The organism is Eubacterium sp. BL-380-WT-2B, assembly GCF_009696115.1.
Lineage (GTDB): Bacteria > Bacillota > Clostridia > Eubacteriales > Eubacteriaceae > Eubacterium > Eubacterium callanderi.
In genome coordinates this window covers 74,908-89,307 of sequence record NZ_VUMP01000011.1, presented here as the reverse complement: position 1 = coordinate 89,307, position 14,400 = coordinate 74,908, and the positions used below count along the sequence as shown (strand labels likewise).

Sequence of the window (14,400 nt, the reverse complement as noted above, 5' to 3'; positions counted from 1 at the left end):
AATAAAGCCCAGAACCGGTTTTTACTGGTCTGGGCTTTTGCTGATTAAAATGTAATGATCTCCGGTTCTTCCGTAAATGAGGAGAATGTCGCAGTAGCGTCTTTCAGGTAAAACACCTGGGTATTGTCATCAGTCGCAGAATACATATTCTGCAACTCTGGATAACCGTCTAGCATATGCTGTCTGGCCTCCACACGGCCATCTTCTACAGCAATCGCCTGTACTCTCAGCCATTTTTGACCGTCAAAAGCACATATCTCTATTTTGGGATTTTTCAATATCTGCTTTGAAACGTCCTTTACTTTTCCTGTCTGAATATAGAGCTTGCCATCAAAAAGATCAATCGTCCCAAACGGGCGAACCCTTGGCTGGTCACCATCTGTTGTAGCCAGATAGTAGGTGTTACACTTTTTCAAAAAATCATAAACTTTCTGCATGATCCTTCACCCTTTCGAATTTAATATTGTATTTTTAATTATATCACATATCCTAAAATTGACCTGAAAATAAAAAAGCCGTCAAACAAAACTTTCTGTTTAACGGCGTTACTTGTTTATATTTCACCAAATCCGCCTCTGACTAACTCTGCCAGAGCCTCAACCGCTGCGTATTCATCCTCGCCTTCTGCGCTGATTTCGATCTCACAGCCTTTTGGCAGTCCCATAGCCATAACAGCGATCACAGACTTTCCGTTTCCTTCTTTTTCGTTTTCTCCCAGGCGTTTAAGGCTAATTTTTGATTGATAGGTCCCAGCGATCTTACAGAACTCTGCTGCTGGACGCGCGTGCAGGCCGGTAGGGTTAACGACCGTCAGTTTTTGTGTATGCATTTTGTTTTCTCCTTTTTTAAAAAGTGCCCAGACAAGTGTGAAGTGCTTGCTGTCTCCACATCCTGTCCAGGCAAGGGGTAAAGGTTAGATAAATAATTCGTCCTGTAATTTGCGCAGTTGTACAATCAGGTTATCATTGTTCAGTACAACATCGTCATAGGTAATCACTTCACCGGCCTTTTTATCATGGACCAGCTGTGTTTTTTTGTCGACAAGCCCCATCGGCAGTGCGTTCTGTCTGTCGGCTTCTGAGGCAGCCATGAAGGTTCCCCGAATGGTATACCCGCCGATGCCATCCAGCATTTCTCCAGCTTTCATATCCTTTTTAGCGACAGCAATGGTTTCAGCCACACGGCCGCAGCGCGGTACAATCGTCGGTTCATGATCTATGCAGGCCTTTGCTACAGACATTGGTGTTTCTAAAGAAGTTAAGTGATACGGACGGTACAGTGTATAATTTGGTCCAGGCCCCATACTCAGATAAGTCAGCTCTGCAGCAATATCCGGCTGATCTGTTCCGATAATTACAAACACACCAGGCGCCACGCCATTGATATATTCAATGACACCATAATTGTCTAACACACCACCGCGTCCTTCGCTCTTAAGGCTTAACACATCATTCAGGTGGGCAACATCGCTTTCGGCGCCATGTGCACCGGTAACATCTGGTACAAAGCCTGTGGCATTGGCCATTGCAGTCATCTCGACCATGGTTTTAGTGCCATCCTTGAAGGCACAAATCATTTTTGGAGAAGCGCCTTTCTCTTTTGCGATTTCTGCAACGGTTTCTGGTGTGCACTCCAGAGCCAGAGGATTGTTTTTACCTTTACCAACAACCTTGACATCAAATCCGAGGCCTTTTGCATAATCATACATTTCAACAACAGCACCTGGTTCGTCTCCTGCGGAACCAGTGTAGACAACACCTGCGTTGTTGGCCAGTTTATATAAAAGATGGCCGATGCACACGTCAGTTTCAACATTTAACATACAGATATGTTTACCGGCGTTGATGGCGTCCATTGCAACCTTGGCACCAACTTCCGGCACGCCGGTTGCGTCGACAGCACAATCGATAATGTCACATTTTGTTGCGATTTCATTATTTTTTGTAACAATAAACTTGCCTTCTGCCAGAAGCTTATTAGCTTCTTCAACTGTTTCCGCTTCTACAAAGTCTTCGCCTTCTTTATAACCGGAATCCAGATACGCACGTTTTGCATTTTCAAGCACAACGTCAACCACAACTACCGGATCCATCCCTTTCATAACTGTCATCTGAGCGGCCATACCGCAGCCCATCTGGCCTGCGCCAACGATACTGGCCTTAATTGGTTTACCTTCGTCTTCCAACTTCTGAAGCTTGTACATCATGTTAATCATTTTAAATACCTCTTTCTATATTAAAAATTTGTTGAACGATTTTTATCCGACAGCTTAATGAGTCTGCTCTCCACTGTCATATTAAGTGAATAGAATTTCAAACTGATCTCCAGGCTTTATTTCTGGCAGATCACCGCCAGACAGTTCAATCTGTCCAGGAAGTTCCACAGCCTCTTGGCCTGTAAATTTAAAAGAGCAGTGCCCCATCGCTTTTAAAGTGTGGTTTGCTTCCTCACCCACTGCGGTAACAATATATTGGTTGTTTCCAAAAATGACCACATCTCCTGGCTTAATTTCCTGATCCATATCACAGATAGTGTGAAGAACAGACATCTCTGCAAGAGATTCTGGTGCATTTTCATTAAATACGATTATAAAATTTCCTTCTTCCGCCATTTCCTCTACCAGCGGCCCAATGGTTGTTACAGTGCTTTTATAGTCCATTTCATCTCTGCCTTTTAATATAAACCAATACTGAAAGCATAAGCGATCAGAACAGCCACAGGGCCTGTGATCAAGCGCTCAAACAGTACGGCTGGTACACCGGCATCAATGGTTTCCGGCTCTGCTTCACCAAGGGAAAGGCCGACTGGTACAAAATCACAGCCTACCTGTGCGTCAATGGCAAAGAGTGCTGGCAATGCCAGTGAAGGATTGATGGCGCCTACACCAATCTGCTGACCAATTAAAACACCGACTACCTGAGCAATGACAGCGCCTGGTCCGATAATTGGGGAAATAATTGGTATGGCGCAGATAATACAGATAACCAACAAGCCTGGCAGTGTATTTGCAAGCGGTGAAATGGTGTTTGCGATCCAGTCGCCAAGACCGGTTCCTTGGATAATCCCGATAAGCATGGCAACAAAGGCCATAAAAGGAAGGATATTACGGATAACCATATCGATGGTGTCACGGCCTGCCTGAAAGAATTTGCCAACAACGCCGCCAACACCTTTACCAAGACGTACGATAATGCTTTCTTTCTTGTCACCCTTATCGCTTTTCTTATTTTTGCTTTCTTCTTTCTTCTGTTTTTCCTGTTGTATGGTTTTTTCAGTGGCAATTGGTGCTTCAGAGCCATCGGCCAGCTGAATGGTCTCAGGCTTTACCCCCGATACATAGATATCTTCGGTGATAAATTTAGCCAGCGGACCGCTCTGTCCTACTGAAGTGATGTTAATGGTCGGTATCTGCTTTTTAGGGTAAACACCGCATCGGGCTGTACCGCCGCAGTCAATGACAACGCATGCAAATTCATCATCAGGAACACCTGTTGAGAAGCCATCAACAGCAGTCGCTCCTGTCAGCTCAGCGATTCTTTTAGTGAGCGGGTCGATACCGCCACCTGTAACAGATACAATTTTATTACGCTTTTCGGTTGGCTGGATCACCAGCGGGCCACCCCAGCCTGAAGAACCCCTTGATACTTTAACGGCTTTATACATTTGCGTTTTCCCCCTTTTTCATAAACTTAATGGTCAATCGCTCGCAGATAATCCCACGGATCAATATTACGATAACGCCGACAATAAAGTAGCGGATTGCCAGTGGGCCAAGATCCTTGCCTAGGGTTGTGAGTCCTGCCGCAATCCCGCCGTAAACAAAGTATTCACCAGCATTAGCATGCGGAAACAAACCTGTGATTGGATGACAGAAAGACACTGCCGCATCATAAAATGCGGGTTTGTATTTTTCATCCAGAAAACGTCCCATTGTGTAGGCCATTGGGTTGCACAGGAAAAACATTGACAGGATCGGCAGCAGCGTGTATCTGAGTAAAAAGTTTTTGCTGCAGATAATTCCCAGCTTATCGACCTTGTCCTGACCGATGATTGCGATCAGAGCATTGACTGCTGTGATCAAACAGACAAGTGTTGGAATGATTCCGGTGATGTACCCTACAAACTGTTCACCCCCGATTTGAAACAGCCCAATAAATGCAGTAGCTAAATTTGATAAGAATTCCATAATTACCTCCTCGTTCTTTTCTTTTTTTAATAATTGCTGATATGTAAACGGATCATCAACATTTTACATACAGCGTATTATTTACATTGATTCCTTTGCCGTGAGTTGTCCAGTGCATTCGAGCATCCGTTTTTTATTCTCTGTTTGCGTATCTTCCACAGCAAGTCTTCTTTCGATGGCCTCTACCGCCTGAATGAGTGCCCCCTTTTTTTTAGACATCTCTTCTGGGTCATAAGGATGCTTCCGCCTTCTACGCCGGAATTCCCGGGCATCTTCTTTCAAACCAATATCTTTCAAATCTGACAGACATTTTCCAAGAATGGCTTCGTTTGTCTTAAACCCTGCAAAAATGGTAAGCCCTTTCATCTGACGGTAAGCCACTACCTGATCTTTACGCCTGCTATAAGACACAATCAAAATTTGTCCTGCCTTCAGCCCCCCTTTCGTATGTCCAATACCAATGGTACCGGTTCCTCTTAACTTGCCCAGTTCACGCTGGTAGCGCTTTATCTGAAACAAGCTGAGTACCATCTGAAGTGCCATCAACGCAAATACAATTAAAAACAATAAATTTCTTTGCATTTTCCTTTTCCCCTTATTTTAATTTTTTAGTCTGAATGCTTCTATTTTTGTCTTTTGTTCTTGGCTTTAATCGCATTATATAACGCACATTTGTAAATGTCAATCAGATATTGAAATCATCCTTGTGATCTTTGATATTAAATTTTATATAACTTTGGCTTGATTTAGCGAATTGTATTCGTTTTCTTGTGCTTTATTTGTTTCATTCGTTAAAATAATATCATTTTAGATTACGTTTTTATAATTTACAAATGATAATTTTATGATGTTATTTGTTTAACAATCGCAAATAGTTTACAAAAATAAAAAATGATCTATATTATTTTTGTTCCTAACTTTTCTTTTCCTAAAACAAAAAAAATGCTATATTCTCATTAAAAATAGAGAGTACAGCATTTTTTATATTATATTAAAAATTATTCGCCAATAATGCAGACCTTACATTTTCTTGGTCTGGGGCGCGAGCAGTCAAAATCAACAAAATAAGCATATCCCGTCACACCAACGCCAAGATTTCCGTTTTCTACATCAAAAACTTCACTTGAGCCAATGATCGTTGCTTTCAGATGGGCGTCACAATTAAAAAGCTGCGTCCGGTCGCCTCCCGGCAGATAGGTTTCGGCATTCGGCCAGGATTCGACCTCTCGATAATGCTCCTCACCGGGATAAAGATATTGTTCTGCTGTTTCATGCCTGGGGAAAATTTTATTAAGCCCATTGTTTAAATCGACTTGTAAAAATTCATCACCTTCTTCGGTATAATCGTGGACAAACTCCTCAAAAAAGACAGCGCAGGTAGTATGCGGCGAGGAGACAGCACAGATACCATCTTTAATACCGCTCTCTTGAATAATTTTTTTCAACTGTGGTGTGATGTCAAAATAAGTGGGTCTGCCGCCGTGAGACTCCAGTTCAATTTGTTCTTTATACATTTTCATTGCATTGTTCCCCTTTCTTTTCTTTATCCGCCTTAGCCATGGCCTCTGCCATTTCGCGGACCATCCGCGCAGGATCAGGCGCTCCTATAATGCCGGAGGTCGCACCTGTCCCGTCTGCGCCCAGCTTAATAATATTATAAACATCTTCTGGAGAATTAACTCCAGAGGCGATCATGATCAAAATTTCCGGATTCACAGCATGGATCTGTTCAGTCGTTTCCAGAACGTAGCTATCATCCGCCGTCTCTCCCGTACCGATAAGATCCGTTGGTTCAGACAGCAAAATATTCGGCTTCATTTCTGCAATCGCCCTTGATTCCACAACCGAATCCGCACAGACCACTGTAATCATTTCAAGTTCTTTTGCCCGATTCATGGTCGCATACAGTTCTGCCACTGTACAGCTGTTCTCGGCGTGGTTTAAAAATACCGCTTCTGCTCCCGCTGCTTTCAATGATTCCGGCAGCACGTGTCCCATCCCTCTTCCAGGGCGCAGTGATTCCATATACTGAGCCGTCACAATAATATTTTTAGTGTTTTCAGCAATGTAACGAATATCCGCAAAAGGACAGGTGAAAAAAATTTCAACTCCAGTATCTTCTGCTACCCTGTCGGCGGCTTTAGCTAATTCCAGGCTTTTTTCGCCATAGAGATAGGACTTTGGATTGACGATCAAAAAAGGTGTTCTCACTTTTCTCATTGTTTATACCTCCACTGCTTTTGTCTCAAAAATACCATAATAATGCTCAAGGGTTTTCTGCATCCCCTCTTTAGAAGCCTTCTTAACATCCAGGTAATTATCTGGCTTTTGTTCATTCAGACTTTCCATAGCGCCGGCCAGAAAATCAGAAAAAATATTGATCTTGGCAATGCCACTCACTGCGCATTTGTTTAAGTTTTTATCTCCCGACGAGGAGCCGCCATGAAGAACTAATGGTGTATTCACAGCCGCCGCTATTTCTCTCAAACGGTCAAAGTTAATTTCGGGAATCCCCTTATACATACCATGGGCTGTCCCGATTGAAATCGCCAGAGAGTCGACATTTGTAGCTTTAATAAAGTTTTCAGCATCTTCTACTGTAGTATACTTTGAGTCTGTCTCGTCATGATTCTCATAATTTTCCCCAGCCCCTACATGTCCAATTTCAGCCTCTACCACCACACCCCTTGGATGAGCATAGTCAATAATTTCTTTTGTTCTGGCAGCATTAACATCAAAGCTTTCCATCGAAGCATCAATCATAACTGAAGAAAAACCCAGATCAATGGCTCTTTTAATGAGTTCTGGCGTCGCACCATGATCCAGATGTAAAACTACTGGAACTTTTGCAGCTTCAGCATATTTTTTACCGACAAGAGCCGCGTCCTCCAGATTAATGTCATCCCCCAGATGGCTTTCTGCCAAAGCCAGAATAAGAGGAAGTCCCAGCCTTTCGGCTACCTCTACATGCCATTTCAGCGATTCCAAGTCAATAAAATTAGCTGCTGGTATTGCAAAATGCTGCTCTTGGGCTTTTTTAAACAATTCCTTTGATGTTACTAACATAATTCATCCCTCCATAGAATAAAAGCTGGCGGTATTCGCCGCTAAACAGGCAAAAGGTGAGCTCTCCTTTATTTTCTATAACATATGTTCCTGCAAGCCTTTTTTGTTCTTTCTCACCTATGATTATATGCGTTTTTTATTTTTTGTCAAATCTTAAATCTTCCTCTGTGATTTTTTTAAGAAGATATGTTTGTTTTTTACATTTGTTTCTTTTTTATTTTTTTACCACTCTAACAAAAAGCCTTAAAGCCCTTTTTTTAAAGGTTTTTTCAACCCCAACGCTTTATTTTTCAGAAGTCAAAAACCATTTTTTTATTAATAAGAACATTTGAAAAACAATTTCATATTTTTGTTTTAACGCTTTTAATTATTTTAATTTTTGTTTTTTCTGTTTTATCATTTATTCTATTTAAAACATTTGTTAAATTATAACGAAAAAAAATGGTTTTTCTAAGAAAGCTATGTTAAAATTCATACTAACAGATATATAGATATAGAGGAGTTTTTTAATGAAAAAAAATATTATTGAGGATGAACGCATGATGCTGCGCGTCAGCGATATGTACTATAATAAAAATATGAGCCAGCAGGACATTGCCAATAAGTTATCTATTTCTCGCCCTACCATCTCTAAGCTGTTGAGCGCCGCCAGAGAACATGGCATTGTTACCATTACGGTATCGGACACCAATGGACGTAAATACTTTCAGCTGGAGCAGTTGTTAGAAGAAAAATATGATTTAAAAGAAGTTTTCATTGTAGAAACTCTGGAGGATACAGCCGAAACTAAAGCGTTGATGGGTAAGGCCGCCGCTCAGTATCTTTCCCGGATAATACGTGATGGCGACGTCATTGGCGTCACCATGGGAACCACGGTCGCACAGATTGCGCCGCACGCCAACAATTCCTACCACTCAAATCTTACCTTTGTCCCTTTGATTGGCGGCATTGGCACTGTAGCTACCGAACTGCACAGCAACTATATTGCTGAATCCATGGCGCGTGCCTTTGGAGGCATTTACTATCCGCTTCACGCTCCTGCCATGATTTCCAGAAAAAATACAAAAATTGAGTTGATGAAAGAAAACAGTATTCAACGCGTCTTTAAAAAGGCTAAGCGTATGGATATCGCAATTTTGGGTATCGGTGCCCCTACCAGCAATTCTACTATTATAAAAACAGGTTACTTTACCCCGGAAATGTTTGAAGAAATTCGTGAACAGAAAATGTGTGGTGATATCTGTATGGTTTTTTATGACGAAAACGGCAATATTGATAAATTTGAATATAACGAAAAAATGATGTCCATTGACCTGGGCGTGCTCAAAAATACTAAATACTCCATTGGTGTCTGCGGCGGCGTTGATAAGCCTGTTGCCATTTCAGGCGCCATCAACGGCGGTTATATTAATGTGCTGATTACCGATTACGATTGTGCACAGATTTTAGACCGCATGAAAAGTGAATGATTTCTTGCAACATAAAAGGGTGACCGTCCGAAACGGACGGTCACCCTTTTATCCCTACTTCCTGTAGCGCGTATGGATATTACGGATGTCACTTTTGATCTGGGCGACCAGATCGCCGAGATTATCAAACTTGATTTCACCACGAATTCTCTCTTTAAAAGTAAGAGTGACGTAATCCCCATAAATATTCTCATCAAAATCATAAATGTAGGTCTCAATACTGTAGGGATGTTTTTCAAAAGTAGGATTAAACCCTAAATTCGTAAGGCCATCGTGTTCCTGGCCACGCACCTTTATTTTTGTATAATAGACGCCGCTGCTGGGAAGAATGACTTTTTCTTTCATTTTCAAGTTGGCGGTGGGAATATCAAAGGTATGCCCAAGCCCCTTCCCTTTTACAATGGTTCCCTCAATGCTGTAATCCCGCCCTAAAAAGGTTGATACCTCATTTACTTTTCCGGTACCGATAAGCTCCCGGATCAGGGTACTGCTGACCGATTGTCCATCGATAATACACGGCGGAATAACGGTCACGCCAAAATTAAAGCGTTTTCCAAACTCTGTGAGCATCTGAATATCCCCTTCACCTTTAAAGCCAAAGCTATAGTTAAAGCCGACCACAATATGAGCAACATTATATTTCTGCAGCAGGTAGTCCCGTATAAAGGCTTTTGGACTGTAACACATTAGCTGGTCATTAAAAGGATTCAGAAAAACATAATCAATCCCCAGATCTTTCATAACCTGAACTTTTTCTTCATTCGTGGTAATAAGCCACGGTGAGTAGGCTGGAAAAATATGCGTCAGTGGATGTTCAGCAAAGGTCATGACTCCACTGGCGCAATTCAGTTCTCTTGCCTTTTTGATGGTGGCATTGATAAGCTCCTGATGCCCCAAGTGCACACCATCAAAAAAGCCAAGAGCCAACACAATTTTTTCATTTGGATTAATTTCGGTATTCATGGTTATTCTCCCTAAAACATTTTAATCGGCTGAACATAGGGTTCCTCGCCGGCGCAAAACCGGCCAATACCTACAAATTCTTCCTGGTCGTAAAGACGCAGGATTTCGCTGTCTTCATAACTCTCGAAATCTTCTATGGCATTCCACTGATACAAACGGTTGCCGCTCCTCAAAAAACGGCTGCCCTGTCTGTTGGCTGTTACCATTCTGAATTTTTCGAGCGCATACTCCGGCTCATGGAAAAATCCCTGGGCACGGCCAACCAGCATCAAATTCTTAAGCTGGGATAAATGCAGCGCATTCTCAATCCTAAAATCCCCAACTCTTTTACGATAAAGATCCCCCATACAAGCCACCGTCCCTAATTTTTTACCAATATCACGACAAAGGGAACGGATATATGTGCCTTTAGAGCATTCTACAATAAACCGGGCCTTATACGGTAATTCATCCGTCTCTATTGCTTCTATCCGGCTGATCTGTATGGGTCGCGGCGGTATCTCCACCTTCTCACCCGCTCTTGCGTAGTCATAAAGCTTGCGCCCGTTGATTTTCAAGGCTGAATAAATGGGCGGCACCTGCATGCTGTCACCCTTAAAAAATTCCAGCGCCTTTAAAAATTCTTCTCTGGTAAAGCTTACTGGCGCCTCTGCAGTTACTGTCCCTGTGCAGTCACAGGTATCGGTTTCCTGACCAAAAAGAATTTCCGCCTCATAAACCTTATCCAGGTCATTTAAATATTCCACCGCTTTAGTGGCTTTACCTACGCATAAAACAAGCACTCCCTGGGCGTTTGGGTCCAGGGTCCCAGTGTGCCCGATCTTTTTAGTGTGTAATATCTGCCGGGCTTTAAAAACAACATCGTGCGATGTCATTCCCTTTTCCTTATAAATATTGAGATAACCGTTTAGCTCACTCATATATCTTCTTCATGCTTCCTATAGTACTCGATCAATTCGATCAATTCTTTTTTCAGCGCTTTCAGGTCTCCTTTAAAGGTAAATCCTGCGGCGCGCATGTGGCCTCCTCCTCCGTATTTACGGGCAATCAATGAGACATCAATTTTAAACGGTGTTTTTGAACGGAGCGAGACACGGTAAATACCACACTCTACCTCTTTCACTGTTGCAGAGAGCTGAACACCGATAATATTCATGCCAATGTTGGCAACATCATCTGTTATCTGGACAGGGCCGCCGTATTTACAAATATCAGCATAACTTAAAAAGATCCATGCCAGGGTATTATCTTCATACAACTGCAACGAGTCTACGGCTTTACCATAAAGCTTCATTTGAGCATAATTTTTCTCGCTGTGAAGGCGCTTGGACAACACCGCAAAATTATCACGCTTTTCATAAAGGCGGCTTAAAATCTGATGCGTATCGGCGGTGACATTGGAAAACTGAAAGCTGCCGGTATCGGTAGAGATACCGGTAAAAACAGCCTCGACCATCTCAGGGTCCAGCTCAACGCCCAAAGCATCCAAAATACGGAAAACCAGCTCGGCAGTGGCGGCCGTTATCTCTAAAAAATTGATGTCGCCATAACCCTGATTAGTGGCATGATGGTCAATGACCACAGTGGTCCGGGCATCCACCATCGGGACGGGTTTAAACGCATATTCCATTGTTGAACAGTCTAAGAAAGCCACAACATCATATTCATCCTGAAGCTCATCTTCAAAATAACGGCTCTCGCTAAAGAACTGAAGCTTATCCTCCAAAGGCGTTTCGATGTAATAATCGACGTTCTTCCCCAGGGCTTTCAGGCCCTTTCCAAGGGCAATAGCAGACCCGATGGCATCGCCATCGGGTTTATTATGCACGAGAATCAAAAAGCTCTGATTCTCTTTTATACAATCAAGAATCTCTGTCGGTACCTTCTTCATCCTCAGATGCTCCTTTGTTTTTTTTCAGACTTGCTAAAATACTGTCAATATGCATGCCGTACTCTACAGAATCATCCAATTTGAAAGTAAGCGCCGGAATCGAGTGGACCTTAAGCACCTTCCCAAGATTTGCCCTCAAAAAGCCTTTTGCATTATCTAAGAGGCCCAGAACTTCTTCCTTTTCCTCAGATGTTCCGAAAATACCGACATAAACAGTCGCTGTTTTGAGATCTGGCGCCGCTTTGACGTGGGTAATACTAAGCGTGTCACGGTTAAAACGGCTGTCCTTCATTTTCTGCTGAATAATCAGACTCAGCTCACGCTGAATCTGACCATTAATTTTTTCTATTCGATGTGATGCCATAATAGCACCCCCTTTATTTTACAGTTCTCTTGCCACGGCTTCCATGACAAAGGTCTCAATGACGTCGCCAAGCTTGATATCATTGTATTTATCAATACCGATACCACATTCGTACCCGCTGGCAACCTCTTTAACATCATCCTTAAAACGCCTTAAGGATGAGATTTCACCTTCAAACACGACAATGCCGTCACGAATGATCCGAACCTCATCATTTCTGGATATTTTACCGTCAGTGACATAGGAACCGGCAATCATGCTGCCATTCGGTATCTTGAAGACTTCACGGACTTCGGCATTCCCGGTAACTTTTTCGACAAATTCCGGCGCCAGCATCCCTTCCATCGCTTTTTTGACATCTTCGATCGCATCATAGATAACGCGGTACAGACGGATATCGACTTCTTCCGTTTCCGCAGCTGCCAGCGCGTTTTTATCCGGACGCACATTAAAACCAATGATGATCGCATTAGAGGTAGACGCCAGCATAACATCTGTCTCGTTCACTGCACCAACGGCGCCGTGGATCACATTAATGCGCACATCATCTGTGTTCAGTTTTTCAAGTGACTGCTTAATGGCTTCAATGGAACCCTGAACATCGGCCTTGATAATAATATTGATATCCTGAATCTGCCCTTCCTGAATCTTCGTAAACAGGTCATCCAGAGACAGCCGCATCTTAGCCTGACGGGCATCCTTTTCCATTTCACGGCGTTTTTCCGCCAACTGTCGTGCTTCTTTTTCATTTTCGAGCACGATAAAGTCATCCCCTGCCACAGGGATATCCGACAAACCAGAAATTTCAACCGGAGTGGATGGACCAGCTTTCTTAATTCGCTTGCCCTTATCGTCAATCATGGTACGAACCTTACCATAGGTCATACCGGATATGATGGAATCTCCAACGTGCAGTGTACCCTGCTGTACCAAAAGACTGGCGGTCGCGCCTTTTCCTTTTTTAACCTGGGCTTCAATAACGCTTCCGCGGGCGGCACGCTTAGGGTCTGCGGTTAATTCGCCCATTTCTGAAACCAGCAGAACCATTTCGAGCAGTGTATCAATATTTTCACCTTTCTTGGCTGAAACCGGCACTGCGATAACATCGCCGCCCCACTCTTCAACTACCAGGTTATGTTCTGTTAATTCCTGTTTAACACGTTCGGGATTGGCGCCTTCTTTATCAATCTTGTTAATCGCAACAATGATTGGGACACCGGCTGCCTTGACATGGTTGATCGCTTCTACCGTCTGCGGCATGACACCATCGTCAGCCGCTACCACTAGGATGGCAATATCAGTCATCTGCGCCCCTCTGGAGCGCATGGCGGTAAAGGCCTCATGGCCAGGTGTATCGATAAAAGTAATTGACTCACCATTTATGGTAACAGTGTATGCACCGATGTGCTGGGTAATCCCACCAGCTTCACCGGCTGTAACATTTGCTTTGCGGATACGGTCTAGGAGGGAGGTCTTACCGTGGTCAACGTGACCCATAACAGTAACAACCGGCGGACGTTTAACTTCGTTTCCGGTATCTTCTTCGTCATATTCTTCCAGAATTTTGGTGACGACATCCTCCATTTTAACAGCTTTAACTTCATACCCCAGCTCTGAGGCCACAATTTCTGCGGTTTCATAATCAATCTGCTGGTTAATGGTTGCCATAGTACCCGACATCATTAAAATCTTAATAATTTCGGTCGCGCCAATATCCAGAATTTCGGCCAGCTCTCCAACGGTTACCAATTCAGGAATCTCAAAAACCTGATTTTTCAGCTTTTCGGTCTTCTTTTCATCCTTCATCTTTTTGTAAACGCTGCGGGCTGTTTTCCCTTTTTTGCTGTGGTCTCTGACCTTAGCAGACTGGTTATTGTTATTATTATTTCTTTTCTGGTTTTTATTTTTGCGGTCTGGCTTGCTGTTATTAGGCACAGTCTGGCCTTTGGCGTTATTGGGACGGTTGTTATTATTGCTGCCGCTGTTCCCCTGTCCTCCGGTATTTCTCTTTTGCGGACTCTGGCCGTTGTTCCCATTTTTCTGGCCATCTGCCGGGCGGCGGTTCTGGGATGCGCTGCTGTCCCTTTGCTGCGGTTTTCTTTCCTGCTGCTGAGGCTTCGACTGCTGTGGTTTGCGCTCCTGCTGCTGAGGCTTCGGCTGTGCTTTAGACTGTGGCTTGCTTTCCTGTTTGGGCTGCTGAGGCTTCTGGGCCTTTGTCTCCTGTTTTGGCGCCGCTGCTTTAGGTGCTGCTTTTGGCTGCACTTTGGTATCTTCACCCTTTTTGTATTCTTTTCTGAAATCAGTTACCTGTTGTTCTGTTAACACACTCATGTGATTTTTCACGGGAATATTATGTTTGTTTAAGATATCGACAAATTCCTTACTTGGAACGTCATACTCACTTGCTAATTGATAAACTCTTAACTTTGACATATAATTCCTCCCTTCAATTGTTTTTATT

At 43.1% G+C, this 14,400-nt stretch carries 16 protein-coding genes; 1 reads left to right on the top strand and 15 read right to left on the bottom strand.

Translation table 11 applies throughout. The features are described 5' to 3' along the window. Positions 1-44 precede the first annotated feature (44 nt). From FYJ53_RS19695 to FYJ53_RS19650, 10 genes are all read right to left on the bottom strand, one after another. Positions 45-437 carry a pyridoxamine 5'-phosphate oxidase family protein gene (locus tag FYJ53_RS19695; protein WP_148430049.1) on the bottom strand — a complete coding sequence of 131 codons (393 nt, stop codon included), beginning with the start codon at positions 435-437 and terminating at the stop codon, positions 45-47. A 116-nt stretch (positions 438-553) separates the two neighbouring features. Then, positions 554-829, bottom strand: coding sequence for an HPr family phosphocarrier protein (locus tag FYJ53_RS19690; protein WP_013380764.1), 276 nt, complete (start codon positions 827-829; stop codon positions 554-556). Between the two features lie 84 nt (positions 830-913). After that, positions 914-2,215: an NAD(P)H-dependent oxidoreductase gene (locus FYJ53_RS19685; protein ID WP_013380765.1), complete on the bottom strand. Its 1,302-nt coding sequence runs from the start codon at positions 2,213-2,215 to the stop codon at positions 914-916. An 81-nt stretch (positions 2,216-2,296) separates the two neighbouring features. Continuing rightward, entirely contained in the window at positions 2,297-2,659 is a 363-nt protein-coding gene (locus FYJ53_RS19680; RefSeq protein WP_090412781.1) for a PTS glucitol/sorbitol transporter subunit IIA, read from the bottom strand. A 14-nt stretch (positions 2,660-2,673) separates the two neighbouring features. Continuing rightward, positions 2,674-3,663: a PTS glucitol/sorbitol transporter subunit IIB gene (locus FYJ53_RS19675; RefSeq protein WP_148430045.1), complete on the bottom strand. Its 990-nt coding sequence runs from the start codon at positions 3,661-3,663 to the stop codon at positions 2,674-2,676. After that, complete coding sequence (locus tag FYJ53_RS19670) at positions 3,656-4,186, bottom strand: PTS glucitol/sorbitol transporter subunit IIC (RefSeq protein ID WP_013380768.1); 531 nt, start codon at positions 4,184-4,186, stop codon at positions 3,656-3,658. Before FYJ53_RS19670 ends, FYJ53_RS19675 begins: the two co-directional genes overlap by 8 nt. An 81-nt stretch (positions 4,187-4,267) precedes the next feature. Further along, entirely contained in the window at positions 4,268-4,768 is a 501-nt protein-coding gene (locus tag FYJ53_RS19665) for a transcriptional regulator GutM (protein ID WP_148430043.1), read from the bottom strand. Positions 4,769-5,184: 416 nt separating this feature from the next. Continuing rightward, positions 5,185-5,706 carry a YjbQ family protein gene (locus tag FYJ53_RS19660; RefSeq protein ID WP_013380771.1) on the bottom strand — a complete coding sequence of 174 codons (522 nt, stop codon included), beginning with the start codon at positions 5,704-5,706 and terminating at the stop codon, positions 5,185-5,187. Beyond that, positions 5,693-6,406, bottom strand: coding sequence for a triose-phosphate isomerase (locus FYJ53_RS19655; protein WP_148430041.1), 714 nt, complete (start codon positions 6,404-6,406; stop codon positions 5,693-5,695). The genes FYJ53_RS19660 and FYJ53_RS19655 overlap by 14 nt, the downstream gene beginning before the upstream one ends. A gap of 3 nt (positions 6,407-6,409) precedes the next feature. Further along, positions 6,410-7,252, bottom strand: coding sequence for a class II fructose-bisphosphate aldolase (locus FYJ53_RS19650; RefSeq protein ID WP_148430039.1), 843 nt, complete (start codon positions 7,250-7,252; stop codon positions 6,410-6,412). A gap of 509 nt (positions 7,253-7,761) precedes the next feature. Between FYJ53_RS19650 and FYJ53_RS19645 the strand changes: the two genes are divergently transcribed. After that, positions 7,762-8,721 (top strand): sugar-binding transcriptional regulator, encoded by a 960-nt coding sequence (locus FYJ53_RS19645; RefSeq protein ID WP_013380775.1) that lies wholly within the window; start codon positions 7,762-7,764, stop codon positions 8,719-8,721. Between the two features lie 54 nt (positions 8,722-8,775). Here FYJ53_RS19645 and FYJ53_RS19640 read toward each other — a convergent pair whose 3' ends face one another. From FYJ53_RS19640 to infB, 5 genes are read right to left on the bottom strand one after another with little or no spacing between them, the layout of a single operon-like run. After that, a complete protein-coding gene (locus FYJ53_RS19640) occupies positions 8,776-9,684 on the bottom strand; it encodes a bifunctional riboflavin kinase/FAD synthetase (RefSeq protein WP_148430038.1) in 909 nt (302 codons plus the stop codon). Between the two features lie 11 nt (positions 9,685-9,695). Further along, positions 9,696-10,604, bottom strand: a complete 909-nt coding sequence (gene truB, locus FYJ53_RS19635) for a tRNA pseudouridine(55) synthase TruB (RefSeq protein ID WP_013380777.1) — start codon at positions 10,602-10,604, stop codon at positions 9,696-9,698. Continuing rightward, positions 10,601-11,575, bottom strand: coding sequence for a bifunctional oligoribonuclease/PAP phosphatase NrnA (locus FYJ53_RS19630; RefSeq protein WP_148430036.1), 975 nt, complete (start codon positions 11,573-11,575; stop codon positions 10,601-10,603). The genes truB and FYJ53_RS19630 overlap by 4 nt, the downstream gene beginning before the upstream one ends. After that, a complete protein-coding gene (rbfA, locus tag FYJ53_RS19625) occupies positions 11,547-11,939 on the bottom strand; it encodes a 30S ribosome-binding factor RbfA (RefSeq protein ID WP_148430034.1) in 393 nt (130 codons plus the stop codon). Before rbfA ends, FYJ53_RS19630 begins: the two co-directional genes overlap by 29 nt. Before the next feature lie 18 nt (positions 11,940-11,957). Beyond that, positions 11,958-14,372 (bottom strand): translation initiation factor IF-2, encoded by a 2,415-nt coding sequence (infB, locus tag FYJ53_RS19620; protein ID WP_148430032.1) that lies wholly within the window; start codon positions 14,370-14,372, stop codon positions 11,958-11,960. Between the last annotated feature and the right edge of the window lie 28 nt (positions 14,373-14,400).

Coding starts and splice junctions, on each gene's coding strand:
- FYJ53_RS19695 (WP_148430049.1), bottom strand. CDS start 437: ATGCAGAAAGTTTATGATTTTTTGAAAAAGTGTAACACCTACTATCTG.
- FYJ53_RS19690 (WP_013380764.1), bottom strand. CDS start 829: ATGCATACACAAAAACTGACGGTCGTTAACCCTACCGGCCTGCACGCG.
- FYJ53_RS19685 (WP_013380765.1), bottom strand. CDS start 2,215: ATGATTAACATGATGTACAAGCTTCAGAAGTTGGAAGACGAAGGTAAA.
- FYJ53_RS19680 (WP_090412781.1), bottom strand. CDS start 2,659: ATGGACTATAAAAGCACTGTAACAACCATTGGGCCGCTGGTAGAGGAA.
- FYJ53_RS19675 (WP_148430045.1), bottom strand. CDS start 3,663: ATGTATAAAGCCGTTAAAGTATCAAGGGGTTCTTCAGGCTGGGGTGGC.
- FYJ53_RS19670 (WP_013380768.1), bottom strand. CDS start 4,186: ATGGAATTCTTATCAAATTTAGCTACTGCATTTATTGGGCTGTTTCAA.
- FYJ53_RS19665 (WP_148430043.1), bottom strand. CDS start 4,768: ATGCAAAGAAATTTATTGTTTTTAATTGTATTTGCGTTGATGGCACTT.
- FYJ53_RS19660 (WP_013380771.1), bottom strand. CDS start 5,706: ATGAAAATGTATAAAGAACAAATTGAACTGGAGTCTCACGGCGGCAGA.
- FYJ53_RS19655 (WP_148430041.1), bottom strand. CDS start 6,406: ATGAGAAAAGTGAGAACACCTTTTTTGATCGTCAATCCAAAGTCCTAT.
- FYJ53_RS19650 (WP_148430039.1), bottom strand. CDS start 7,252: ATGTTAGTAACATCAAAGGAATTGTTTAAAAAAGCCCAAGAGCAGCAT.
- FYJ53_RS19645 (WP_013380775.1), top strand. CDS start 7,762: ATGAAAAAAAATATTATTGAGGATGAACGCATGATGCTGCGCGTCAGC.
- FYJ53_RS19640 (WP_148430038.1), bottom strand. CDS start 9,684: ATGAATACCGAAATTAATCCAAATGAAAAAATTGTGTTGGCTCTTGGC.
- truB (WP_013380777.1), bottom strand. CDS start 10,604: ATGAGTGAGCTAAACGGTTATCTCAATATTTATAAGGAAAAGGGAATG.
- FYJ53_RS19630 (WP_148430036.1), bottom strand. CDS start 11,575: ATGAAGAAGGTACCGACAGAGATTCTTGATTGTATAAAAGAGAATCAG.
- rbfA (WP_148430034.1), bottom strand. CDS start 11,939: ATGGCATCACATCGAATAGAAAAAATTAATGGTCAGATTCAGCGTGAG.
- infB (WP_148430032.1), bottom strand. CDS start 14,372: ATGTCAAAGTTAAGAGTTTATCAATTAGCAAGTGAGTATGACGTTCCA.